Source organism: Leeuwenhoekiella sp. A16 (assembly GCF_047946675.1).
Classification (GTDB): Bacteria; Bacteroidota; Bacteroidia; order Flavobacteriales; family Flavobacteriaceae; genus Leeuwenhoekiella.
Map to the genome: position 1 here is coordinate 2,667,755 of NZ_CP172313.1, position 23,156 is coordinate 2,690,910.

Consider the following 23,156-nt stretch of genomic DNA (forward strand, 5'->3'; position numbering starts at 1 on the left):
CCAAAATCGGTTTAAAACAATAAAAAATCGGCTTCTTTTCAGGAGCCGATTTTCGCATTTAAAACACTGTTGTATTAACCCATCATTCTTCGCCCAATCTTATTGGGCTTAGGTCTTTACTTTCTTCTTCAGAATACATTCTTGATTTGATCACAAATCTCACTCCCAGCGGAATTTCTAAGGAGAAACTCGCACCACGACCACTTGTGACATCTACGGTGAGTTGTGTATGCTTCCAGTATTCAAATTGGTCGTTAGACATATAAAAATCACAACCATGAATGGTGCCTAAGAAAATATCATTTTCATTAAGCATGAGTTCTCCTTTTGGGAAACACATAGGCGATGAACCATCGCAGCAACCACCACTCTGGTGAAACATGAGCTCGCCATGTTGCTCCCGTAATTTATCAATCACTTCTTTAGCTGCATCTGTTGCCTTTACGCGTTGCGTCATAATTTTATTTTTAGAAAAAGCCCATTGCTTTTTTGTCGTAAGAAATAAGCATGTTCTTAGTGTGACGGTAGTGATTAAGCATCATTTTGTGATTTTCACGACCTATACCAGATTTTTTATATCCGCCAAAGGGTGCATGAGCAGGATAATTGTGATAATTATTAACCCAAACGCGTCCCGCTTTAATCGCTCTGGAAATTTGGTAAGCCTGATGTGTATCTCGCGTCCACACGCCGGCACCAAGACCGTATAAAGTATCATTTGCAATTTCTATAGCATCTGCTTCATCTTTAAAGGAAGTCACGCAAACCACAGGGCCAAAGATTTCTTCCTGAAATACACGCATTTTATTATTTCCTTTTAAGATCGTGGGCTGAATATAATAACCGCCTTCCAGACCTTCATTATAAGCTGCCTCGCCACCTGTCAACACCTCACAACCTTCTTCTTTACCTATGCTTATGTAGTTAAGGATCTTTTCATATTGATCGTTAGAAGCCTGCGCTCCCATCATGGTATCTGCATCAAGCGGATGACCAAGTTTTATGGCTTTAGTGCGTTCAACCACACGCTCCATAAACTTGTCAAAAATACTTTCCTGCACTAAGAGTCGGGAAGGACAAGTACAAACCTCTCCTTGATTTAGGGCAAACATAACTGCGCCTTCCAGACATTTATCAAAGAAATCATCATCTGCATCCATCACGCTTTCAAAAAAGACATTGGGAGATTTACCGCCTAGTTCAAGCGTTACTGGTGTAATGTTTTTAGATGCATACTGCATGATCAATTGCCCGGTTGTTGTTTCGCCTGTAAAGGCAATCTTATCAATTCTTGGGCTAGAGGCTAGTGGCTTACCAGCTTCCGCACCAAAACCATTAACTACATTAAGCACACCGGGAGGTAAAATATCCTGAATCATTTCCATAAGAATCATAATTCCCACAGGTGTTTGCTCTGCTGGTTTAAGAACCACGCAATTACCTGCAGCAAGTGCCGGCGCCATCTTCCAGGTAGCCATTAAAAGCGGGAAATTCCATGGTATTATCTGTCCTACAACACCTAAAGGTTCAGTAACATTTAGGCAAACAGTGTTAGAATCTAATTCACTTACAGATCCTTCTTCAGCACGTATTACTCCCGCAAAATATCTAAAGTGATCTACAGCAAGCGGCAAATCTGCAGCACGAGTTTCTCGTATGGCTTTACCATTATCCCAGGTTTCTGCTCTGGCCAGCGTTTCCAGATTATTTTCCATCACATCAGCGATCTTCAATAACAGATTACTGCGATACGCAGCTGCAGAATTGTTCCAGGCAGGAGCGGCCTCCCATGCAGCATCGAGAGCTAAGTCTATATCTTCTTTAGTAGATCTGGCAATTTTAGTGAAGCTTTTTCCATCTACGGGTGAAAGGTTGTCAAAGTATTGACCATTTACAGGGGCTGTCCATTTACCACCAATGAAGTTTTCATATTTGTCTTTAAATTTTGGTTTTTCAACCACATTTTTAGACGTTGTTTCTACGTTATCCATTTCTATATTTATTAAATTAGTAAAGAGTTTATTTACAGTTGGTTGTTCCAGAGAAATTCACGTGTAGCCAAATATATACAACGATTGCGTAAAAAGTCTGACCCATTCTATCATAAGGTTGAACGATACTGCCATATTTTAATAATATGTTAAATATTAGTAGCCTAATTTGTATATTTATTAAATAAATTGATGTGTTTTTAAGTAATTAATAGTTTAAACCTGAAGCTTATGCAGTTACCCGAGCATTTTTTTAAAAAAAGAAAGCTTCAAAATTTAGTTGAGAATCAAACCTCGTACACATTAAATAATGCTGCTCTTCACGTATTTGAAACTCATGAACAGGCAGAGCGCGTTTTTTTGCAATTTGACCAGCCCGTAATGGCCAGTATGCTGCGCGGAAAGAAGATCATGCATTTAAGAGATTTACAATCATTTGATTTTTTACCAGGTGAATCACTTATTCTACCTGCAGATGAGGTAATGTGCATCGATTTCCCCGAAGCAAAAGAGAAAGATCCTACCCGATGTCTGGCATTAGCCATTTCTGATGAAAAAATAATGAAAGTGGTACAGACGATGAACGAGAATATGCCTAAGCTTGATAATGGTGAGTGGGGCTTTCTCAATTACAATTTTCACTTTACAAATGACGCCGGCATTTATCAAATATTACAGCGTCTTCTTTTTCTATTTACAGAGAATCATCCTTCTAAGGATCTCTTTGTAGATAATATGCTTCAGGAACTCATCGTACGTGTGTTACAGACAAACTCAAGAAAAATCTATACCGAAAAAGCAATGACTCTAAGCAGCGATAACAGGCTTGCTTTTATTATTAAATACATACGCGACAATCTTTACAAATCACTTTCAATAGACGAGTTGAGCAAGAAGGCGTGTATGAGTGAATCTCATTTTTACCGAGTATTTAAAAACGAATTGGGGATTTCACCTGTTGATTTTATAAATAATGAGCGCATAAAACTTGCTGTGAGTCTTCTTCACAATCCAGACAGAAAAATAAAAGATGTGTATCTGGAATGTGGTTTTGAGAGTAGATCTTATTTCAACAGAGTTTTTAAACGCATTAAAAAAGTTTCACCCAGCGTTTATCAAAATCTATCTAAAAATACGGCGTGTACTTACAACTAAATAATCTTCTCTTATGCCAGCTGCGACAATAGACGAGGTTATTCTCAATTTAGGTGATATAATCAATGAAGAAACTATTGGTAATTCCTGCCTTGCATTTTTCCCTATACTGTATAAAACCGTTACAGAGCGTATCAAAACTGGTATTGCTAATAACGAATTTGACGATACGACCCGTATGGAAAAACTGGATGTCATTTTTGCGGGGCGCTATTTAGAAGCTTATACGCAATTTACTACAGATAAAATACCAACGTCAAGTTGGTTAGTAAGCTTTAAAGCGAAAAAACCACTGGTTATGCAATGTTTATTACTGGGGATAAATGCGCATATAAATCTAGATCTGGGTATTGCTGCTGCAGAAACAGTAGGAGATAAGGGGCAGTTAGCAGATTTTGAAGCAGATTTTGACAAGATCAATGCGATTCTGGCAGATATGGTAGGTGGCGTAAAAGAAAAAATAAGCAAGATATCACCGCTGTTTAGGCTTATAGATTATTTCGGAAAAGGCAAAGAAGATAAACTTGTAAGCTTTAGTATAGAAGTGGCACGAGACGGGGCTTGGTTATTTGCTAATGAATACCACCAGGCTGTAAATAAAATAGGGGTGCTTAAAAGAAGAGATGAAGCCATAAGTAAACTTGCTGAAAATCTTATTGCACCTAAAAGTAAGCTTCTCAGGTTTCTAATAAAGCTCGTTTATTTCTTTGAGCTAAAAGATGTAAAAGCGATTTCTAAGATCTTAAGCCAGGCATAAAATCGCCCATTTAGGGTAAAAAATCGGTTGTTTTTAGGTTATAAATGGTTGCAATCGCTTAATATTTAAAATAGCAGATTTGTTTACATTTAGCTTCTAAAATCTTATCATGCGTATTTATCTGTTGCTTTTTATTCTTCTGTTTTCTATTATTTCGTGCAAACGCGATAAAACATATCCGCCGCTGGCAGAAAATAGCGCAATGCTGCGTAATGATTCATTAAAACCTTTTTATCATGGTGTAGCTTCTGGCGATCCTGAAGAAGATCGGGTTATAATCTGGACACGTGTAACTCCCGAAACTCAGGTTCCTGAAATTGAAGGCACATGGGAGGTCGCTAGAGACAGTACTTTTCAATCAATAGTGAATAACGGGGATTTTTCAACTTCGCCTAAGCAGGATTACACGGTAAAAATTGATGTAACTAAGCTGGAAGAAGGAGCTACATATTTCTATCGTTTTAATGCTTTAGGTGCAACCTCACAGATTGGCAGAACTCGTACTGCTGCTCAAAATAGTTCTACATTAAAATTAGGAGTAGTGAGTTGCAGTAATTATGAGTGGGGTTATTTTAACGCGTATAAACACCTTGCAAAAGAAAAAGATATACAGGCAGTTTTGCATTTAGGTGATTACATTTATGAATATGGTACAGGCACTTATGGCGACACAACTATAGGTCGTATCAACATTCCCAAGCATGAGATAATTACGCTTACAGATTATCGCGATCGCTATGCGCAGTATCATCTTGATAAGGATTTACAAGCTGTACACGCCAGTCATCCATTTATAAATATCTGGGATGACCATGAGATATCAAATAATTCTTATACCACCGGGGCTCAAAACCACCAGGCAGATGAGGGTGATTATGAGACTAGAAAGAATATTGCTAAACAGGTTTTTTATGAGTGGCTGCCCATTCGCGAAAGCGCAAAACACTTTAGAGATTTCGATTTTGGTAATATGGCAGAGTTAGTAATGCTTGATGAGCGATTAGAAGGGCGTACCGCGCCGGCAGACAGTTTAACAGATCCCGTTTTAAACGAAAAAAGCCACAAGTTGCTAGGTGATATTCAGTTTGAATGGTTGGCCAATAAATTAATGACCTCTCAGGCCAAATGGAAAATCATTGGCAATCAGGTCATTTATTCTTATTTAGACTGGGGTTTCCCCGGCTTTCATATAAATCTTGATTCGTGGGATGGTTATCCTAATGAGCAAAAGCAACTGGCCAGCTTAATTAAACAGGATAGTATTCAAAATATCATATTTGTTACCGGTGACACGCATTCTTCATGGGCTTTTGAGGCGACAAACAATCCGTTTGAGGATTATGAGGCTGAGACTGGAAAAGGGGCATTTGCAGTAGAATTTGGCGTGACCAGTATAAATTCTGCTAATAGTAATGAAAGCACAGCAACAGATAGTGTAATTGTGCACGAGAAAGAAATCGTTAATACGGCTCTAAATCCACATCTTAAATATGCCAACTTAAGAGACCACGGCTATCTTATATTAACCCTGACAGATTCTACCGCTACGGCAGATTATAAATTTGTAAGTACAGTTAAAAAACCTGAGAGTACAGTGCGCACAGATACAACATTTGTTGTGCAGCTGGGAAGCCCTCATTTAAAGGGCGAGTAGTTTTTAACTATGGGACTGAATGATTTGTTTAAGATCTGCTCTTGATAGAACCCCGCTCTGTCTCCACAATTGTTTTCCGTCTTTAAAAAGCATTAGAGTGGGCACGCCACGCACTTGGAATTTCTGCGCAAGCACCTGATTTTTATCTACATCGATCTTGATGATCTTTACCGCGTCTCCCAGCTCCTTTTTTACATCGCTAAGTATGGGGGCAAGCGTTTGACAAGGGCCACACCATGTTGCGAAAAAATCGATTAACACGGGAGTTTCAGAATCTGTTATTGAGCCAAAATTAGTTTTCATAGGTACAAAATTAATTGATTAAAAATAATCAGGAAACAGTTTAACGACATCTTAATAATTGCTAAAATGCTATTAATTGAGGCGTTAAATGGCGTTAAGTTATCAGGTTAAGGAAGAAGTTTCAAATAACTTGCTGTAAAATTTTTGAATATGAAAGAGAGTAAAGAGAATGTACTAGTTGCTGGTGCAAACGGTACTACCGGTAGAAAAATAATTGATCTGCTTAGTCAATCACAATATTTTAACCCTGTAGCAATGGTTAGAAAAGCAGAGCAGCAACAATATTTTGAAGACAGAGATGTGGAAACTGTATTAGGAGATCTGGAAAACGATCTTTCTCATGTAGTGAATGGTATAGATAAAGTGGTTTTCGCCGCAGGCTCAGGAGGAAATACTCCTGCCGAAAAAACTACCCAAGTAGATCAGGAAGGTGCTAAAAAATTAATTGATGTTGCAAAAAAAGCGAATGTCAAAAAGTTTGTAATGTTGAGTGCTATACATGCAGATAAGCCAGAATCTAACGAGAATTTGCAGCATTACCTTGAGGCGAAAAAAAATGCAGATGCCTATTTAAAATCCAGCGGACTTAATTATGCTATAGTGCGACCCGGAACTTTAACCAATGATGCCGGAACTGGTAAAATAGAACTTGACATCAGATTAGACCATATAGGCGAAATAAGCCGTGACGATGTGGCAAAAACAATTGTTACAGCCTTAAATGATGAGGTTGCACAAAATGCGACTTTCGAGATTCTAGAAGGAGATACACACATAGAAGAAGCTGTGAAAAAAGTGGCATAAAAGGCTCAAAAATCCGGTTTTTATACCGGATTTTTTTTATTTCAATATAAACTCTTCTATCTCTTATTGAGTATTTCTCAATTGCTAGAAGAAGCCAAAACAGCAGCGTTAGAGCGTTTTTTTCGCAAAGCAATTATAGACAGTGCAACAAGCACACCGCCAAAGGCCATAGCGGCGCCTACTAGTTCTGGCGAAGCATAGCCCAATCCCGCTGCAATAGGTAATCCCCCTAAGAAGGCACCGGTAGCGTTACCAATATTAAATCCTGCCTGATTAACAGACGATGCGAGCATTTCAGACCCTCTTGATGCTTTTATCATAAGCATCTGTATAGGTGAAGCAGTAGAAAAGGCAATACCGCCGGTAAGAAAGGCCATAAGAATTGTTGCCCATTTTACAGGAGCTAAAACTGAAACTAACACCAAAGCAAAGGCCATTATGGCCAATAGAATAGCAGTAGCTTTTAAAGGAGAAACTTTATCTGCGAGTTTACCGCCTGCAAAGTTACCCACCGTCATACCAATACCGGCAAGCATAAGTATAAAGGTTACATTATTATTACTAAACCCACTTACTTCTGTTAGTAGTGGCGTGATGTAACTATACCACGCAAAGAAACCACCCGTACCTATGGCAGTAATACCAAGGATGAGCCAAGGCTCCAGATGTGTAAAGACCTTTAGATCATCAATTACTTTTGCAGGCTTGTTTTTTGCCAGGTTGGGCATCCATATAAAGATCGCTGTTATAGCAAGTAAGCCGATGACAGCAACCATGACAAATGTATAGCGCCACGAGATATTATGACCTACGTAAGTACCAATGGGAATCCCAATGATGTTTGCGAATGTTAGTCCGCTAAGCATGACAGCTACTGCACTGGCGGCTTTATTTTTTTCTACCAGTCTGCTTGCAACCACAGCGCCTACACCAAAAAAGGCACCATGTGGCAATCCCGAAAATAGTCTGGTAATTAGCATCACCTCGTAGCTGGGCGCAAAAATTGACATAGCATTAAAGCAGGTAAAAGCAGTCATTAATGCTAATAACAACTTCTTCGGCGGAAAGTTACCGGCAAGCATTACAAGAATGGGTGCGCCAATTACAACGCCTAAAGCATAAGCAGAGATAAAATGGCCAGCCTGTGGAATCGTAATATTTAGATCCTGAGCAACGTCGGGAAGAATTCCCATCATGACAAATTCAGTCATTCCTATACCAAAACCTCCTACTGCAAGTGAAATAAGTCCTTTATGTATCGACACAATTATTGTTTTAGTTTTTAGAAAGCCGCAAAAATACAGCATTTAAATGGGTACAGATAAAATATATTTAATGATAAGATAATCAATACGATAAATGTTGTTTTCTTTTAACCTATATCTTGACATTTTAAACTATAAACGTGGAATTAATGTTTAGCTATGGAAAGGAAACTACTCAAAACTGTTGATAAAGAGCAAGAAGTACATGAGGATGATACTTCTCATGCGTTTTATGAAATTAAGGCGGTACACAAAAAAGGCAGAAAGATAAAGATCATAAATAATTGTGCGCCTGGGCAACCGCTGGAATTAAGAATAAAGCAACTGCTGCCTTTTTACAAGAATAAGGTTCATATTTACGAGAAGACCGCAGGCAAAATAGGCCACATTAAAATTGAAAATTTTGAGCTTGCTAAAGATATTTATATGGGTAAATACGAATGCCGCTTTTCGCACTGGTTTGACGACGGTGAGTTTTTTGAAGCTTACATAAAATTGTATAGTCTTTCTGAGAATTTAGGTGAATAAAAACCAGAGTTCAATGATAATTAAAACTTTAAGCTTCTTTATTACGTATATAAGAGGTGATGAGAGAAGTTCTTATAAATATAGAGTACAGTTTTAAGGAGAAAATGAAAATATTAAAAGATCAAAATATTTTCAATCACCATTCTTATATTAATACGGTTAATAAAGATACTCCCCTAAGTGTGCGTATGGCTTATTCAATTGCTGTTTTAGATGGTTACTGTAAGTTGTTGAAGTATTTTATTGCAAAGAAAGAGAAGCGCGACTTTGTCTATAGTGAAGAGCTTGAGAATTATTACAAGAAGGAGGAAGGTATATTTTACAGAATACCACATTTAGATCTTTACAAGCAAAAAACAGAACATGAATTTGTGATATTGATTTATGACGAAATTTTAAAACTGGAGAATAGTTTAAAGGTAGAACTGTAGATACGACACCAGATAAAATAAAAAAAATGCTGAAGATAATTTCTTCAGCATTTTTTTCTTGTACCCGGAATGGGACTTGAACCCACACGCCCTTAAGGACACATGGCCCTCAACCATGCCTGTCTACCAATTCCAGCACCCGGGTAGGTAGTAAAAAAAAAGTCGAGCATAAAATGCTCAACTTTTTTATAACATTCTATGTTTTAAAGTGATCTGGCTGGGGCTCGAACCCAGGACCCTCTCCTTAAAAGGGAGATGCTCTACCAACTGAGCTACCAGATCTTTTCCCTGAATGCGGGTGCAAATATACAGCCATTTAATTGATAATTCAAAAGGTTTTTTGATAAATTTGAATACTTTTTTTTACAAGAATTTATTTCACTGAAAATCAATAAATAAAGCGCATGACAATTTTTTTAATGGGGTATATGGGAAGTGGTAAATCGACCCTTGGTAAAATGCTGGCTGAAAAAATAAACTATAATTTCCTCGATTTTGACAGTTATATTGAAGGAAAAGAAAAAATGACCGTCGCAGAGATTTTTAAAAATAAAGGTGAAATATATTTTAGAAAGATAGAATCAATCCATCTTAAGAATGTTTTATCTGGTTTTGATGACACGATTATAAGCTTAGGAGGAGGTACACCCTGCTACGGCACAAATATGGAACTTATAAAAAATGCACAAGGTGTTAGTGTGTATATCAATGTGCCGGTAGAAGAACTTACCGGCAGACTTTGGGAAGCTCGCTTGCATAGGCCGCTGTTAGCGCACCAGGATACTAAAGAAAAGCTGGAAGAATATATAAGAAAACACCTTTTTGAACGCGGTTTTTACTATAATCAGGCCGATTTTAAGCTATTTGCGGCAGGTAAATCTGAAGCAGAGCTTGTAGATGAGCTCGAGGCGAAATTATTCTAAAACAGCGCTGTCTTTATCTGGTTTAAAACGCACTTTTACTCTTTCATGTAAAGATGTGCTTAGCGAGATACCTTTAAAATCTGCTTTTACCGGGTATTTTTTATGATTTCTGTTTACCAGAACCGCGGTTTTAAACTGTTTAAGTGGTACTTCAAGAAAATACTTAACACCATAGATCAATGATGTGCCGCTATTTAAAACATCGTCTATAAGCACGACAGATTTGTTGCTGTATGCACTTGATTCCAGAGAAGTCTTTACCGTGCCCAGCGGATTGTCTTTATTCATCGTGACCTCACAAAGCGTACATTTAATTTCAGAGATATGTTCTAATATTTCTTTTAAGCGCTGCGCAAAAACATAACCGTTCTTAGAGATGCCGGCAAGAATCACTTCGGTCTCCTCTACATTGCACTCGTATATTTGATAAGCGATACGTCTTATTTTATTTTGAATATCGGCATGAGTAAGAATTGTCTGTACGGCCATTATGTAGTGTTTAAAGCTGGGTGTTCAATTTTTCAAATATAAAAAAGAGTTCGCTACCCGCTCTCGGTTTTATTGAGTTATAACAAGGTTCTAATTTCCTGATATTAAACAACGGCGTAAATAATTCTCTGTATTCATTAAGGCTTCCGCCAAAAGGTGGCCCTTTTTCGGTAAGGGGAAAATCAAATAAAACTCCCGCAATTTTACCGCCGGAATTTAACAGAGAGTGCATTTTTTTCGCGTAAGCGGTTCGCATCTCAGGAGGAAGGGCACAGAAGAATGTTTGTTCAAGAATTAGATCGTATTTATCTGTATGTTCAAAAAAATCAGATTGTATTAATCGCTCCTTAGGAAATTCTGGAATCTGATTTTTAATGTGTTTGAGCGGCTTTTTGGCAAGATCTACCACATTTATATTGCTAAACCCATGTTCATATAAGTAGATAGGTTCATAACCATTACCCGCACCAGGAATTAGTATTTTGATCGATTTGTCCTGAAGCTGATCTATATATTCAGCTAAAGGTCTTGAAGGGTAGCCTATATCCCAGCCTGTATTTCCCTGAGCATATCTGTTTTCCCAATAAAATTGATCTAGTTTAGTCATTTTCAAAAAAGTCATCAGTATCCTGAAAATCATCAAGGTCACGTCTGTCTTTTTTAGTAGGACGCCCGGTACCTTTCTTGCGGTAATAATCTTTAGAATATTTTAAAAGGTCAAGTTTCTCAAGATTTTCTTTAGGTGTAATATCATCGCAATACAGGCCTACAAGCTTTGCGCCCACACGACTGGGGGGAAGGTCAAGAACTTTTACTTTATAGTTTACCTGGTCTTTGCGTATCTCAATTTCATCTGTAGGATAGACATCCCGGGATGGCTTAACAGCGTCTCCATTTATTTTTACATGACCTTTTTTAGTGGCATTTGTGGCAATAGATCTTGTTTTGAAATATCTGATACACCATAAATATTTATCCACACGCATAATCTCTTTCTTTTAAGCTCGTTTTTGATGTAACAAAAATAGCGTAAAATTGTATCTTGCGCGACCTAAATGAATAATGATGAATATGATAAATAAAACGATATGCCTTGCTCTTCTTGTTCTTGGTTTTATCTCTTGCAGTAAAGACGATAACAGTGTAGAGCCTGAAGTAATAAGAGATCGTGCTGAGGAACAGATAACTAGCGATGCAGAAATTTCAACTTATCTTGAGACTCATTTTTATAATTACGAAGAGTTTGCAACTCCTACAGATGATTTTGACTATCAAATAGTTTTTGATACCATTAGTGGTGATAATGCAGATAAAACGCCTTTAATTGATCAGGTTATTACCAAAACCCTGAATAGGTATGATGTGACTTATAAATTATATGTACTTGTAGCTCGTGAAGGCGCAGGTGATCAGCCTACTTTTGCAGATTCTACTTATGTTACTTATAGAGGTGATGTTTTAAAAGGGAATTTGTTTGATGCCAGTGTTAACCCTTTATGGATTGATCTTTCGGCGTCTATAGAAGGTTTCTCAAAATCACTTAATAGTTTTAAAGGTGCAACAGGCTACACCTCAAATGGTGATGGTACGGTAACATTTAATAATGACTATGGTATTGGCGCAGCTTTTATACCTACAGGTCTTGCTTATTACAATTCTAGCACCTCAACAATAGGGCAATACAAAAACCTAATCTTTAGATTTAATCTGTACGGAATGAATCAAACAGATCACGATGGTGACGGTATCCCTTCTTATATGGAAGATCTGGATGAAAATATGTATTTAGTAGATGTAGCAGATGATACAGATGGTGATACTACGCCTAATTATTATGATGCCGATGATGATGGCGATGGTACAGCTACTAAAGACGAGATCATAGTTAATGAGGATGGTTCTTTAACATTTCCAGATACAGATAATGATGGTACGCCAGATTATCTGGATGCAGATAATAGCTAATAGAATAAATAGCTTGATAGTAAGCTAGCAATAAAAAAGTCCCGTTTTGCGGGACTTTTTTATTTTATATAGGTTGTGTTGTATTTACAAGTTAAGTGATAAACTCAATATAAATTGATCTGGTCTTGTGTCTATACGCTCATAGGTTAAACCGTTTGAGTCTAAAAATTCGGCTTCATTATCGCTAAAACCTCTTTCATATCTTAGATCAAGCCCCAGCTTTCCTAAAGCAACGCCTACACCAAAATTTAATCCCACAGTAAAGTCATCTTCTACATCTCCTAAAGTTACACCATCAAAATCTGTATCAAGTATATATTGCAAAGAAGGGCCACCAAATACGCTTAAAGGCCCAATAACTTCAAGACCTACAAGTAATGGGGCATCTAACTTCTGCATTTTAAAATCATCGCTGTCATAAGAGCTACTAATGCTTGTATAGACAAGTTCTGGACGGAAGTATAATTTCTCCCCTACACGGCCAAATACACCCACATGGTAGCCTACATTTCTGTCAGGATGCTCAAGGGCGTTTCCTGCAGAATCTGTTACATCTCCATTACCGTTGTAATTAAGTCCGCCTTTTATACCAAAACCTGGGTCTGACTGCGCGTAGCCAAAAGTGGTTGCTACAAATAGAATACTTAAAAGTGCTTTTTTCATTTCATCAAGTTTTATGATTCTAAAAAGAAGATGTCCTATTAGAATCGGTTAAAATCAATTGGTCACAAGACCTCAAATTTTTAATCTGTTCACTAATAGGACAACTTAATAGGTAAAAACCCTACTTTTTATTTCCTTGATAGCACCTTTTTAACGGCTTTCTGTATAGATTTATTATTTAGACCATATTTTTCCATAAGGTCAGCAGGGTCTCCGCTTTCGCCAAAAGTATCTTTAGTAGCTATAAATTCAAGCGGAGCAGGATAGTTCATTGCAAGTTCACCGGCAACGCTTTCACCCAAACCACCTAAATAATTATGCTCTTCACAAGTAACCACACAACCGGTCTTTTTAACTGATTTTAAAATAGCTTCAGTATCCAGTGGCTTAATTGTGTGAATGTTTATCACCTCAGCGCTTATTCCTTCTTTTTCTAATTCTTCAGCGGCTTCTAATGCTTGCCAAACCAAATGTCCCGTTGCGATAATGGTAACATCTGTACCTTCATTAAGAAGTATAGCTTTCCCTATCTCAAATTTTTGATCTTCGGGAGTGAAGTTAGGAACTTTTGGTCTCCCAAAACGCAGGTAAACCGGTCCTTCATAGTCGGCAATAGCAATTGTTGCAGCTTTGGTTTGGTTAAAGTCACATGTGTTTATTACAGTCATTCCCGGTAACATTTTCATAAGACCAAGATCTTCTAGAATCTGGTGTGTAGCACCATCTTCACCCAGTGTTAAACCTGCGTGAGATGCACATATTTTTACATTCTTACCAGAATAAGCCACACTCTGGCGTATTTGATCATAAACACGACCTGTGGCAAAGTTTGCAAAAGTGGTTGCGTAAGGCACTTTTCCACCTATGGTCATACCTGCAGCCATACCAATCATGTTAGCTTCTGCAATCCCTGTTTGAAAAAAGCGTTCGGGGTGATTTTTTTCGAAATCATTTAATTTTAATGAACCAGTAAGATCGGCACATAATGCTACTACATTTTCATGGGTTTTACCCAGCTCATCCATCCCTGCACCAAATCCTGATCTTGTATCTATATTTCCTGTACTCGTGTATTTTTTCATATCTTCAATTTGTTCTTTTCAAATTTCTTACAGTTAAGGGTAAGAAATTTGGTTTAATAATCTCCTAAGGTTTCAGGGTTTTGAGCTAATGCATTTTCTAATTGCTCATCGCTTGGCGCTTTACCGTGCCATGCATGTGTATGCATCATGAAGTCTACGCCATTACCCATTTCTGTGTGTAAAAGAATACATACAGGTTTTCCTTTTCCGGTGCGGCTTTTAGCCTCATTTAGACCATTTGTGATTGCATCAATATCGTTTCCTTTATCAACTTCAAGAACATCCCAGCCAAAAGCTTCAAACTTAGCTTTAATGCTACCCATAGGTAAAACGTGTTCTGTGCTACCGTCAATTTGTTGACCGTTGAGATCTATAGTTGAAATAAGATTATCTACTTTGTTACCGGCAGCATATAAAATAGCTTCCCAGTTTTGACCTTCCTGTAATTCACCATCACCGTGAAGACTATAAACCAGGTGCTTGTCACCGTTTAATTTTTTTGTTTGTGCTGCTCCTAAAGCTACACTCATACCTTGTCCTAAAGAGCCAGAAGCTACTCGTATACCTGGCAAACCTTCATGAGTGGTTGGGTGACCCTGAAGTCTTGAATCTATTTGTCTAAAAGTACTAAGTTCTTCTACAGGAAAATATCCTACTCTCGCTAGAACGCTATAAAATACAGGTGATATATGACCATTAGAAAGAAAGAAAAGGTCTTCGCCTATTCCATCCATATCAAATCCTTCTTTTCTTTCCATAATCTCATTATATAAGACTACAAAAAATTCTGTACACCCTAGTGAACCGCCTGGGTGACCAGATTGACAGGCGTGTACCTGACGTAAAATATCCCTGCGTACCTGGCTTACCAGATCCTCTAATTGTTGTTTGTTCGGCATTATATTTAGATTAAGATTATTACGCCAAAAATACCCTTTTTAATAGGCGTATACAATCAAAAGTCATTCATTTATTAGGGTTTGTATAAAAAAATCGGCCCTTTTATACCTAAAATCGTTAATAGATTGAAAATATTAGCAACAGCATTAATATGAAGATGCTTTCTGTTAAATAGTTTTATCTTTGCCGTCCTAAAACAGCATATGCAATTTGACCTTTTACACGCCGACAGCAGTACAAAAGCGAGGGTGGGAACAATAACTACAGATCACGGTAAAATAGAAACTCCCATTTTTATGCCGGTGGGTACAGTGGGTTCAGTAAAAGGAATGCATCAAAGGGAACTTAGAGAAGATATAGATCCAGATATTATTCTTGGCAACACCTATCATCTTTATTTACGCCCGCAAACCCGGGTGCTTGAGAAGGCCGGTGGTCTGCATAAGTTTATGAACTGGGATAGAAATATACTTACAGATAGCGGGGGTTATCAGGTTTATTCTCTTTCTGCCAATAGAAAGATCAAGGAAGAAGGTGTAAAATTTAAATCACATATAGACGGTTCTTTTCATTTTTTCACTCCAGAAAATGTGATGGAAGTACAACGATCTATAGGCGCAGATATCATTATGGCTTTTGATGAATGTACCCCATATCCCTGCGATTATAGATATGCACAACGATCTATGCATATGACGCACAGATGGCTTGACAGGTGTATTAATCATCTGGAAAAAGTTCCTGTAAAATATGGTTATGATCAGGCATTTTTCCCAATTGTGCAGGGTAGTACTTATAAAGATCTACGTATACAATCTGCTGAATATATCGCAAATGCTGGTGCTGTAGGCAATGCCATTGGCGGTCTCTCTGTAGGTGAACCAGCAGAAGAAATGTACGCGATGACAGAGATCGTTACAAATATCTTACCTCAAGACAAGCCGCGCTATCTTATGGGTGTGGGCACACCGATAAATATTTTAGAAAATATAGCGTTGGGTATAGATATGTTTGACTGTGTTATGCCTACGCGAAATGGTAGAAACGGTACTTTATTTACTTCTCAGGGTATTATAAATATTAAAAATAAGAAGTGGGAAGATGATTTCTCTCCTCTTGATGAGAACGGTACTACTTGGGTAGATAAGGAATACAGCAAAGCATATGTGCGCCATCTTTTTAAAGCAAATGAAATGCTGGCCCGGCAGATAGGTACAATTCATAACCTCGGTTTTTATATGTGGTTGGTACGCGAAGCCAGAAAACAGATCTTAAATGGCGATTTTTACTCCTGGAAGGAGAAAATGGTCAAACAAATGGATAACAGGCTTTAAATGAAAATTCTTGACTGGTATATTTTAAAACGATATCTGGGCACATTTGTGACCATGTTACTTCTATTTATACCTATTGGAATTACAGTGAATCTTGCAGAAAAGATCGATAAGATCCTGGCAAATGAAGTTCCGTTTTTAGAAGTTGCGGTCTATTATCTCAATTTTACGGTATACTTTGCTAACCTGCTTTTTCCCTTATTTTTATTTCTTTCGGTAATCTGGTTTACTTCAAAACTGGCAAATAATACAGAGGTTATTGCTTTTTTAAGTAGCGGGGTTTCCTTTTATAGATTTTTAAGACCTTACTTGATAGGAGCGACGATTGTATGCGTGGGTGCTTATATTTTAGGTACATATCTGGCTCCGGCGGCAAGTCAGGGTTTTAATGAGTTCACCTATCAATACCTTAAGAACGGAAAAGAAGATCGTGAAACGCAGAATGTATATAGGCAGATCAACGATAACGACTATATCTATGTGAGTAGTTTTAACCCTTCTACAAATATGGGGAGAGACTTTACACTTGAGCATTTTGAAGATAATACGCTTCAATATAAGCTTGAGGCTCGCAGCATAGTTTTTAATCCTGAAGACAGCACTTATACACTTAACGCTTACAAAAAAAGAACGGTAGGTGTAGATGCAGATATTCTTGAATCTGAGCGAAAACTGGATACGGTTTTCACTTTTGACATGGAAGATCTTACTCCGGTAAAATACATTGCCGAAACATTGACAACACCTGCGCTAAGAAGATTTATAGATAAAGAAAAAGCTCGTGGATCGTCATATATAAACAGCTATGAAGTCGTGCTTTTTAAGCGCTACAGCCTGCCGGTAAGCGCTTACATTCTTACTATTATAGCGGTAGCCGTTTCTGCGATGAAGAGGAGAGGAGGTATGGGTATAAACCTGGCATTTGGTATTTCGCTCGCTTTCGTTTTTATCTTTTTTGATAAGGTATTTGGTACAATTTCAGAGCAATCAGATTTTTCTCCCGTCGTGGCCGTGTGGCTGCCTAATTTCATTTTTGGGATACTTGCTATCTACCTTTTAAATAATGCAAAACGATAAGCTTAAGAGTTACCTGCATTTTCAGGGTATAGTTTTTATATGGGGTTTTACTGCCGTTTTGGGCGCTTTAATAACCGTGGGAGCAGTTTCACTGGTGTGGTATCGCATGTTGATTGCAAGCGCCGTAGTTTTTGGTTATATAAAATGGAAGAAAATTTCGCTTAAAGCGAAAACATCTACGTTGCTAAAAATGATGGGAGTAGGCGTATTGATCGCAATGCACTGGCTCACTTTCTTTGGTGCGATCAAAATATCTAACGTTTCTATAACGCTCGCGATGATGAGTACAGGAGCATTTTTTACTTCTATACTCGAGCCTATCTTTTATAAACGAAAATTAATCTGGTACGAGCTGCTTTTTGGTGTGCTGGTTATTTGCGGTTTATACCTGATTTTTGAGGTAGAAACCCGATTTTCTGAAGGTATTTTTGTGGCTTTATTTTCAGCTTTTCTGGCTGCGTTATTCACTCTGGCAAACGGAAAACTCGTTAAGGAAAATCCGCCGTCAAAAATATCATTCTACGAGTTGCTGGCAGGAGCAGGATTTATAAGTATTTATCTGCTTATGACTTCAGGATTTACCAGTTCGTTTTTTGTATTACCTGTAATGGACTGGGTATATATTTTAATATTAGCAAGTATTTGTACCGCTTATGCTTTTATAGCTTCAGTCAAAGTAATGCGGCATCTTAGCCCATATACGATAATGCTTACTACAAATCTTGAACCTGTTTATGGCATTATACTGGCGTACTTGATTTTAGGTGATGCAGAACAGATGAATGAGGGTTTTTATTACGGTGCCCTCTTAATACTTTTTACTGTAATTTTAAATGGTATTCTAAAAAATTCACGCAAATTAAAAAGGAAAAAGGCATTGCAGTGACGCCTTTAAAACCTGTATATTTGTCAACTCACTAAAAATTTCCCCTAAATGGAATATTTAGATTTTGAACAACCTATAAAAGAGCTTGAAGAACAGCTCGACAAATGCACAATTATTGGTCAGGAAAGCGATGTAGATGTTACAAACACCTGCAAGCAAATAGAAAAGAAACTTGCAGAGACTAAAAAGGACATCTACAAGAATCTTACAGCTTGGCAGCGTGTACAACTATCTCGTCACCCTAGCAGACCCTACACTTTAGATTATATCAACGCGATATGTGGTGATACTTTCTTAGAGCTGCATGGTGATCGCAATGTTAAAGATGATAAAGCGATGATAGGCGGTCTGGGTAAGATAGGCGATCAAAGCTATATGTTCATAGGCCAACAAAAGGGTTATAATACAAAGACACGCCAGTACCGTAATTTTGGTATGGCAAATCCAGAAGGATACCGTAAGGCTTTACGTCTTATGAAGAGCGCTGAAAAGTTTGGCTTACCTGTTGTGACTTTTGTAGATACGCCAGGGGCTTATCCTGGTCTTGAAGCAGAAGAAAGAGGGCAGGGTGAGGCAATTGCTCGCAATATACTTGAGATGACACGACTTAAAGTGCCAATCATAGTTGTTATAATAGGTGAAGGTGCCAGTGGTGGTGCTTTAGGTATAGGTGTAGGAGATAAGGTATTGATGCTGGAGAACACCTGGTATTCTGTAATATCACCAGAATCATGTTCATCTATCTTATGGCGCAGCTGGGAGTTTAAAGAGCAAGCTGCAGAAGCGCTAAAACTTACTGCTACAGATATGAAAAAGCAGAAGCTAATAGATCATATCGTAAAAGAGCCTTTAGGTGGTGCTCACAGTGACCGAGAAAAAACTTTTGAGATCGTCAAAAAAGAAATAGCCGCCGCATATTCAGAATTCAAAAACTTATCACCAGCAGATTTGGTTGAAAAAAGAATGGAAAAATATTCTGAAATGGGAGTCTTTAAAGGCTAATCATATTAAACATCACTTGTAACAAAATCCCGAGGTTTTTACTCCTCGGTTTTTTTTGCGTTATAAACATTTTTAAGTAGTTATTCACAGGCATTTGTTAACTTGTAGTGAATAACGCGGGGGCTTTAAATTGACCTAAGCCTTAACATTTTTTTTACATTCGCCTTTATGGAAAAAGTTCAACCTCAAACCTCATACAATTATTCACAAGGCTCGGTAATACCGCTTGAGAAGGGTAAAATACCTCCGCAAGCTATTGATTTAGAGCAGGTTGTTATCGGGGCGATGATGATTGATAAGAAGGGGGTAGATGAGATTATAGATATCTTGAGCCCTGATGTTTTTTACAAAGATGCGCATAAACATATCTACGACGCGATACGCACCTTGTTTGAAAACGGTGAGCCCATTGACTTATTAACTGTTTCTGAGCAATTACGCCAAATGACGAAATTAGAGCAGGCTGGGGGCGATTATTACCTCATTCAGCTTACTCAAAAAGTATCTTCTTCTGCCCATATTGAGTATCATGCTCGTATTATTTTGCAGAAGTATATTCAGCGTAGTTTGATCAAGATTTCAAACGAGATCATAGAAGAGGCCTACGATGAAACAACAGATGTTTTTGATCTTCTTGATCATGCCGAAAGCAAGTTATACGAGGTAACTCAGGGCAATATAAAACGAAGCAGTGAGACTGCTCAAAGTCTGGTAATTCAGGCAAAGAAAAAGATTGAAGAAATTTCTAATAAAGAAGGTCTTTCTGGTATTCCTTCCGGTTTTGATCGTTTAGATAAACTTACCTCAGGTTGGCAGCCTAGTGATTTAATTATTGTGGCAGCTCGTCCCGGTATGGGTAAAACGGCTTTAACGCTGTCGATGGCTCGAAATATTGCCGTGACCCAAGGTATTCCTGTTGCTTTCTTCTCACTTGAGATGGCATCGGTACAGTTAATTACCCGTCTTATTTCATCAGAAACCGGACTTTCATCTGAAAAATTACGTACCGGTAAGCTTGAGAAGCACGAGTGGGAACAGTTGAATGTTAAAGTGAAAGGACTTGAGAAAGCTCCTCTTTTTATAGATGATACGCCGTCGCTTTCAATATTTGATCTTAGAGCAAAAGCACGCCGTCTGGCCTCGCAGCACGGTATTAGACTTATTGTGATAGATTATTTGCAGTTGATGACCGCTGGTGGAAGCCAGAAAAACGGAAACAGGGAACAAGAAATATCTATGATCTCGCGTAACTTAAAAGCTTTAGCGAAAGAACTGGATGTACCTGTAATTGCACTTTCACAGTTATCTCGAGCGGTAGAAACGCGTGGCGGAAGTAAAAGACCCTTACTTTCTGACCTTAGGGAATCTGGTGCTATTGAGCAGGATGCAGATATTGTATCATTTATCTACAGGCCAGAATATTACAAGATAGACGAGTGGGATGATGAGGAGCGCAGCCCAACTGAAGGGCAGGCAGAATTTATTGTTGCAAAACACCGTAACGGTGGTCTTGAGAATATTAGACTTAAGTTTATTGGTCATCTGGGTAAATTTGATAACCTGGATGATTTTAGCACACCTTACGAGTTTGAGTCTCGCATGAATGAAGCTGCAAATGATAATACATTTAAACCCGATCAATTCCCCAGTCCAGACCAGGCATTTGGAAGCTCAATGAACGATGGTGGTTTTAAAAGAGGTGATGACGATGAAGTTCCTTTTTAAAAATATATACTAGGCATAGTGTTTGTTTCGTTGTAAATTCACTTATGCTTATGACAATTTTTTCAATTTTTAACCGAAAAATGCCCCTTCCAGGCCGATTTTTATCTGGAAGATGGATGTGTTTTTTCGCACTTCTGTGCAGTCTGCAGTCTTTTGCTTCTTATGTGCTCATCCCAATGGATGCAGATGGGCAAAAGGAACACCTAAAAGCTTATGGTATTACATACTGGACGCTGGCTAATCAGCAGAAAGTAAAATGGCTACTCAATTATCGCGGTGGCTCTTTTTTATTGCCAGATACAGAAGCAATACGCCGGGAATGTACCATACGCGGAGTCTCATATGAAGTGCTAAGCGATGCAAAAACAGAAGCTATTCTTACGGAAATTAGTAGTCCGTCGCAAAACATGGATGCAGTAATTCTGGAAAAAGCTCCTAAAATCGCGGTCTACACTCCAGACAGTTCTGTACCCTGGGATGATGCTGTAACAATGGTATTAGAATATGCAGAGATTCCCTATACAACCATCTACGATAAAGAAGTACTTGAAGATCAATTGGTTTTATATGATTGGCTGCATTTGCATCATGAAGATTTTACAGGGCAATATGGCAAATTTTATGGTAGTTACAGAGCAACAGCCTGGTATATAGAAGAAAAGCAAGCAGCAGAAAAACTCGCACACGAGTTGGGTTATGATAAAGTATCGCAAGAAAAGCTTGCTGTCTCTTTAAAAATAAGAGATTACGTCATAGGCGGGGGTTTTATGTTTGCTATGTGTAGCGCGACAGATAGTTTTGATATTGCACTTGCGGCAGAGGGGGTAGATATTTGTGAAGCTATGTTTGATGGTGATGCTTCAGATCCTGATTATCAATCTAAGATAGATTATGATAAGACTTTTGCTTTTACAGATTTTCACCTTGAGCGCGATCCTAACCGCTATGAGTTCTCCAGTATAGATATGACCACAAAAAGGCGTATACCACCTACTACAGATTATTTTACATTAAAAGATTTTTCGGCAAAATGGGATCCTATTCCTACGATGTTATGTCAAAATCATACTGCGCTTGTAAAAGGTTTTATGGGGCAAACCACTTCTTATGATCCTGAAGAGATCAAAGCTACGGTTTTAGTGCTGGGAGAGAACAGGACCAATGGAGAGGCGAGATACATACACGGTATTAAAGGCAAAGGGTTCTTTACTTTTTATGGCGGTCACGATCCTGAAGATTACCAGCATCGTGTGGGCGATCCTAAAACTGAGCTCGCCTTGCACCCCACAAGTCCTGGTTACAGGCTTATCTTAAATAATGTATTGTTTCCTGCTGCGCGAAAGAAAAAACAGAAAACCTGATGTTCCGATTTTTGATTTTACTTTTAATTGTTTCAACTTTCGTGAAAAATGATGTTGAGCGGGTGAGCTGGAGCGATCACAAAAAGATTACCTGGGAAGATTTTAAAGGTACACCTGAGGCTAAAAGTGTGTTTGTGGCAAGCTTAAATTCTGGTATTAGCCATAGTTATTCTTTAGATAAAAACGGTTATCTGATAAAAGAAGAATCTGAGGTTAAGGCCTATTTCTATCCCACGCTGTCTTGGTATAAGCCAGAACTTGCAACGCCCAGCGTTCTAAGGCATGAGCAGGTACACTTTGATATTTCAGAACTGTATGCGCGCAAACTTAGAATGCGCGTGGCAAATTTTGAGTTTACATCTAATTCTCAAAAAGAGATCAAAGATATTTACAGGGAAATTGAGAAAGGCCGGCAAGAGATGCAACAGGCATTTGATAAAGAAACAATTCATTCTGTTTACGGCGCTGCAGAAGATTTCTGGGAAAAGAAAATTGCCGAGTTATTAAAAGAATATGATAACTGGAAGTAAATCGCAAATAACGAAGAGGACACTTGTACGATAAAGAGAAATTAATAGAACTGGCTCATTATAAAATGCCTTTTGGTAAGTACAAAGATTCTTATCTGGTCGAGATTCCTGAGTATTATTATACCTGGTTTAAACAAAAGGGATTTCCGCCCGGTAAGCTGGGCCTACTCATGCAGGAGATGTATGAAATAAAAATCAACGGTTTAGAAGGATTGATTTATAAGATTAAAAATGAGTTTAAAGCACCGGCTCCTAAACGCAGATTAGGGAAATAAACCTTTGATAGACTAAAAAGGTTCGCTAATTAATCCCTAACTTTGCCTCCCGTAAA

General features: G+C 38.1%; 26 protein-coding genes and 2 tRNA genes. 16 read left to right on the forward strand and 12 right to left on the reverse strand.

Annotation, left to right across the window (positions count from 1 at the left end):
- Window positions 1–82: 82 nt before the first annotated feature.
- On the reverse strand, window positions 83–457 hold the full coding sequence (locus ACH3O9_RS11755) for a DUF779 domain-containing protein (protein ID WP_416440638.1): 375 nt from the start codon (window positions 455–457) through the stop codon (window positions 83–85).
- A gap of 10 nt (window positions 458–467) precedes the next feature.
- Window positions 468–1,991 carry an aldehyde dehydrogenase family protein gene (locus ACH3O9_RS11760; protein WP_416440640.1) on the reverse strand — a complete coding sequence of 508 codons (1,524 nt, stop codon included), beginning with the start codon at window positions 1,989–1,991 and terminating at the stop codon, window positions 468–470.
- A gap of 231 nt (window positions 1,992–2,222) precedes the next feature.
- Between ACH3O9_RS11760 and ACH3O9_RS11765 the strand changes: the two genes are divergently transcribed.
- The 3 genes from ACH3O9_RS11765 (at window position 2,223) to ACH3O9_RS11775 (ending at window position 5,557) form a co-directional block, all read left to right on the forward strand.
- On the forward strand, window positions 2,223–3,146 hold the full coding sequence (locus ACH3O9_RS11765) for an AraC family transcriptional regulator (RefSeq protein ID WP_416440642.1): 924 nt from the start codon (window positions 2,223–2,225) through the stop codon (window positions 3,144–3,146).
- A 13-nt stretch (window positions 3,147–3,159) separates the two neighbouring features.
- A complete protein-coding gene (locus ACH3O9_RS11770; protein WP_416440644.1) occupies window positions 3,160–3,903 on the forward strand; it encodes a DUF5995 family protein in 744 nt (247 codons plus the stop codon).
- Between the two features lie 109 nt (window positions 3,904–4,012).
- A complete protein-coding gene (locus tag ACH3O9_RS11775) occupies window positions 4,013–5,557 on the forward strand; it encodes an alkaline phosphatase D family protein (protein ID WP_416440646.1) in 1,545 nt (514 codons plus the stop codon).
- A gap of 3 nt (window positions 5,558–5,560) precedes the next feature.
- On the opposite strand, the gene trxA is transcribed toward ACH3O9_RS11775, so the two are convergent.
- Window positions 5,561–5,860 (reverse strand): thioredoxin, encoded by a 300-nt coding sequence (gene trxA, locus ACH3O9_RS11780; protein ID WP_416440648.1) that lies wholly within the window; start codon window positions 5,858–5,860, stop codon window positions 5,561–5,563.
- A gap of 150 nt (window positions 5,861–6,010) precedes the next feature.
- Here trxA and ACH3O9_RS11785 point away from each other — a divergent pair, with 150 nt between their 5' ends.
- A complete protein-coding gene (locus ACH3O9_RS11785) occupies window positions 6,011–6,664 on the forward strand; it encodes an SDR family oxidoreductase (RefSeq protein WP_416440650.1) in 654 nt (217 codons plus the stop codon).
- Window positions 6,665–6,741: 77 nt separating this feature from the next.
- On the opposite strand, the gene ACH3O9_RS11790 is transcribed toward ACH3O9_RS11785, so the two are convergent.
- On the reverse strand, window positions 6,742–7,929 hold the full coding sequence (locus tag ACH3O9_RS11790) for an MFS transporter (protein WP_416440652.1): 1,188 nt from the start codon (window positions 7,927–7,929) through the stop codon (window positions 6,742–6,744).
- A gap of 159 nt (window positions 7,930–8,088) precedes the next feature.
- Between ACH3O9_RS11790 and ACH3O9_RS11795 the strand changes: the two genes are divergently transcribed.
- A complete protein-coding gene (locus tag ACH3O9_RS11795) occupies window positions 8,089–8,457 on the forward strand; it encodes a hypothetical protein (protein WP_416440654.1) in 369 nt (122 codons plus the stop codon).
- A gap of 59 nt (window positions 8,458–8,516) precedes the next feature.
- Complete coding sequence (locus ACH3O9_RS11800; RefSeq protein ID WP_416440656.1) at window positions 8,517–8,888, forward strand: hypothetical protein; 372 nt, start codon at window positions 8,517–8,519, stop codon at window positions 8,886–8,888.
- Window positions 8,889–8,949: 61 nt separating this feature from the next.
- Here ACH3O9_RS11800 and ACH3O9_RS11805 read toward each other — a convergent pair.
- Window positions 8,950–9,033: transfer RNA gene (locus ACH3O9_RS11805), tRNA-Leu, on the reverse strand.
- Window positions 9,034–9,097: 64 nt separating this feature from the next.
- Window positions 9,098–9,170, reverse strand: a tRNA-Lys gene (locus tag ACH3O9_RS11810).
- A 122-nt stretch (window positions 9,171–9,292) separates the two neighbouring features.
- Between ACH3O9_RS11810 and ACH3O9_RS11815 the strand changes: the two genes are divergently transcribed.
- Window positions 9,293–9,811 (forward strand): shikimate kinase, encoded by a 519-nt coding sequence (locus ACH3O9_RS11815; protein WP_416440658.1) that lies wholly within the window; start codon window positions 9,293–9,295, stop codon window positions 9,809–9,811.
- On the opposite strand, the gene ACH3O9_RS11820 is transcribed toward ACH3O9_RS11815, so the two are convergent.
- Genes ACH3O9_RS11820 through ACH3O9_RS11830 form a run of 3 tightly spaced genes read right to left on the reverse strand, consistent with a single transcriptional unit; the run spans window position 9,803 to window position 11,286 of the window.
- Complete coding sequence (locus ACH3O9_RS11820) at window positions 9,803–10,300, reverse strand: phosphoribosyltransferase family protein (protein ID WP_416440660.1); 498 nt, start codon at window positions 10,298–10,300, stop codon at window positions 9,803–9,805. The two genes, ACH3O9_RS11815 and ACH3O9_RS11820, sit on opposite strands and share 9 nt — an antisense overlap.
- 10 nt (window positions 10,301–10,310) lie before the next feature.
- Window positions 10,311–10,907, reverse strand: coding sequence for an SAM-dependent methyltransferase (locus ACH3O9_RS11825; RefSeq protein ID WP_416440662.1), 597 nt, complete (start codon window positions 10,905–10,907; stop codon window positions 10,311–10,313).
- Window positions 10,900–11,286, reverse strand: a complete 387-nt coding sequence (locus tag ACH3O9_RS11830; RefSeq protein ID WP_416440664.1) for an RNA-binding S4 domain-containing protein — start codon at window positions 11,284–11,286, stop codon at window positions 10,900–10,902. The genes ACH3O9_RS11825 and ACH3O9_RS11830 overlap by 8 nt, the downstream gene beginning before the upstream one ends.
- An 85-nt stretch (window positions 11,287–11,371) precedes the next feature.
- On the opposite strand from ACH3O9_RS11830, the gene ACH3O9_RS11835 reads away from it, so the two are divergent.
- Entirely contained in the window at window positions 11,372–12,265 is an 894-nt protein-coding gene (locus ACH3O9_RS11835) for an FKBP-type peptidyl-prolyl cis-trans isomerase (RefSeq protein ID WP_416440666.1), read from the forward strand.
- A gap of 84 nt (window positions 12,266–12,349) precedes the next feature.
- Here ACH3O9_RS11835 and ACH3O9_RS11840 read toward each other — a convergent pair whose 3' ends face one another.
- The 3 genes from ACH3O9_RS11840 to ACH3O9_RS11850 form a co-directional block, all read right to left on the reverse strand.
- A complete protein-coding gene (locus tag ACH3O9_RS11840; protein WP_416440668.1) occupies window positions 12,350–12,928 on the reverse strand; it encodes an outer membrane beta-barrel protein in 579 nt (192 codons plus the stop codon).
- 128 nt (window positions 12,929–13,056) lie between these two features.
- Window positions 13,057–14,010 (reverse strand): transketolase family protein, encoded by a 954-nt coding sequence (locus tag ACH3O9_RS11845; protein ID WP_416440670.1) that lies wholly within the window; start codon window positions 14,008–14,010, stop codon window positions 13,057–13,059.
- 53 nt (window positions 14,011–14,063) lie between these two features.
- Window positions 14,064–14,909 (reverse strand): transketolase, encoded by an 846-nt coding sequence (locus ACH3O9_RS11850; protein ID WP_416440672.1) that lies wholly within the window; start codon window positions 14,907–14,909, stop codon window positions 14,064–14,066.
- A gap of 204 nt (window positions 14,910–15,113) precedes the next feature.
- Between ACH3O9_RS11850 and tgt the strand changes: the two genes are divergently transcribed.
- The 8 genes from tgt to ACH3O9_RS11890 all read left to right on the forward strand — a co-directional run bounded on the left by tgt (window position 15,114) and on the right by ACH3O9_RS11890 (window position 23,100).
- Window positions 15,114–16,244, forward strand: a complete 1,131-nt coding sequence (gene tgt, locus ACH3O9_RS11855) for a tRNA guanosine(34) transglycosylase Tgt (RefSeq protein ID WP_416440674.1) — start codon at window positions 15,114–15,116, stop codon at window positions 16,242–16,244.
- Window positions 16,245–17,321 (forward strand): LptF/LptG family permease, encoded by a 1,077-nt coding sequence (locus ACH3O9_RS11860; protein WP_416440676.1) that lies wholly within the window; start codon window positions 16,245–16,247, stop codon window positions 17,319–17,321.
- The gene (locus tag ACH3O9_RS11865) at window positions 17,308–18,207 is read left to right on the forward strand and encodes a DMT family transporter (RefSeq protein WP_416440678.1); all 900 of its coding nucleotides are present in this window, start codon (window positions 17,308–17,310) and stop codon (window positions 18,205–18,207) included. The genes ACH3O9_RS11860 and ACH3O9_RS11865 overlap by 14 nt, the downstream gene beginning before the upstream one ends.
- A gap of 48 nt (window positions 18,208–18,255) precedes the next feature.
- Complete coding sequence (locus ACH3O9_RS11870; protein WP_416440680.1) at window positions 18,256–19,209, forward strand: acetyl-CoA carboxylase carboxyltransferase subunit alpha; 954 nt, start codon at window positions 18,256–18,258, stop codon at window positions 19,207–19,209.
- A 168-nt stretch (window positions 19,210–19,377) separates the two neighbouring features.
- A complete protein-coding gene (gene dnaB / locus ACH3O9_RS11875) occupies window positions 19,378–20,934 on the forward strand; it encodes a replicative DNA helicase (RefSeq protein WP_416440682.1) in 1,557 nt (518 codons plus the stop codon).
- Between the two features lie 176 nt (window positions 20,935–21,110).
- On the forward strand, window positions 21,111–22,295 hold the full coding sequence (locus tag ACH3O9_RS11880; protein WP_416446680.1) for an asparagine synthetase B: 1,185 nt from the start codon (window positions 21,111–21,113) through the stop codon (window positions 22,293–22,295).
- On the forward strand, window positions 22,295–22,825 hold the full coding sequence (locus ACH3O9_RS11885) for a DUF922 domain-containing protein (protein WP_416440684.1): 531 nt from the start codon (window positions 22,295–22,297) through the stop codon (window positions 22,823–22,825). The genes ACH3O9_RS11880 and ACH3O9_RS11885 overlap by 1 nt, the downstream gene beginning before the upstream one ends.
- A 23-nt stretch (window positions 22,826–22,848) precedes the next feature.
- Window positions 22,849–23,100: a DUF3820 family protein gene (locus tag ACH3O9_RS11890; protein WP_416440686.1), complete on the forward strand. Its 252-nt coding sequence runs from the start codon at window positions 22,849–22,851 to the stop codon at window positions 23,098–23,100.
- The last annotated feature ends 56 nt before the right edge of the window (window positions 23,101–23,156 follow it).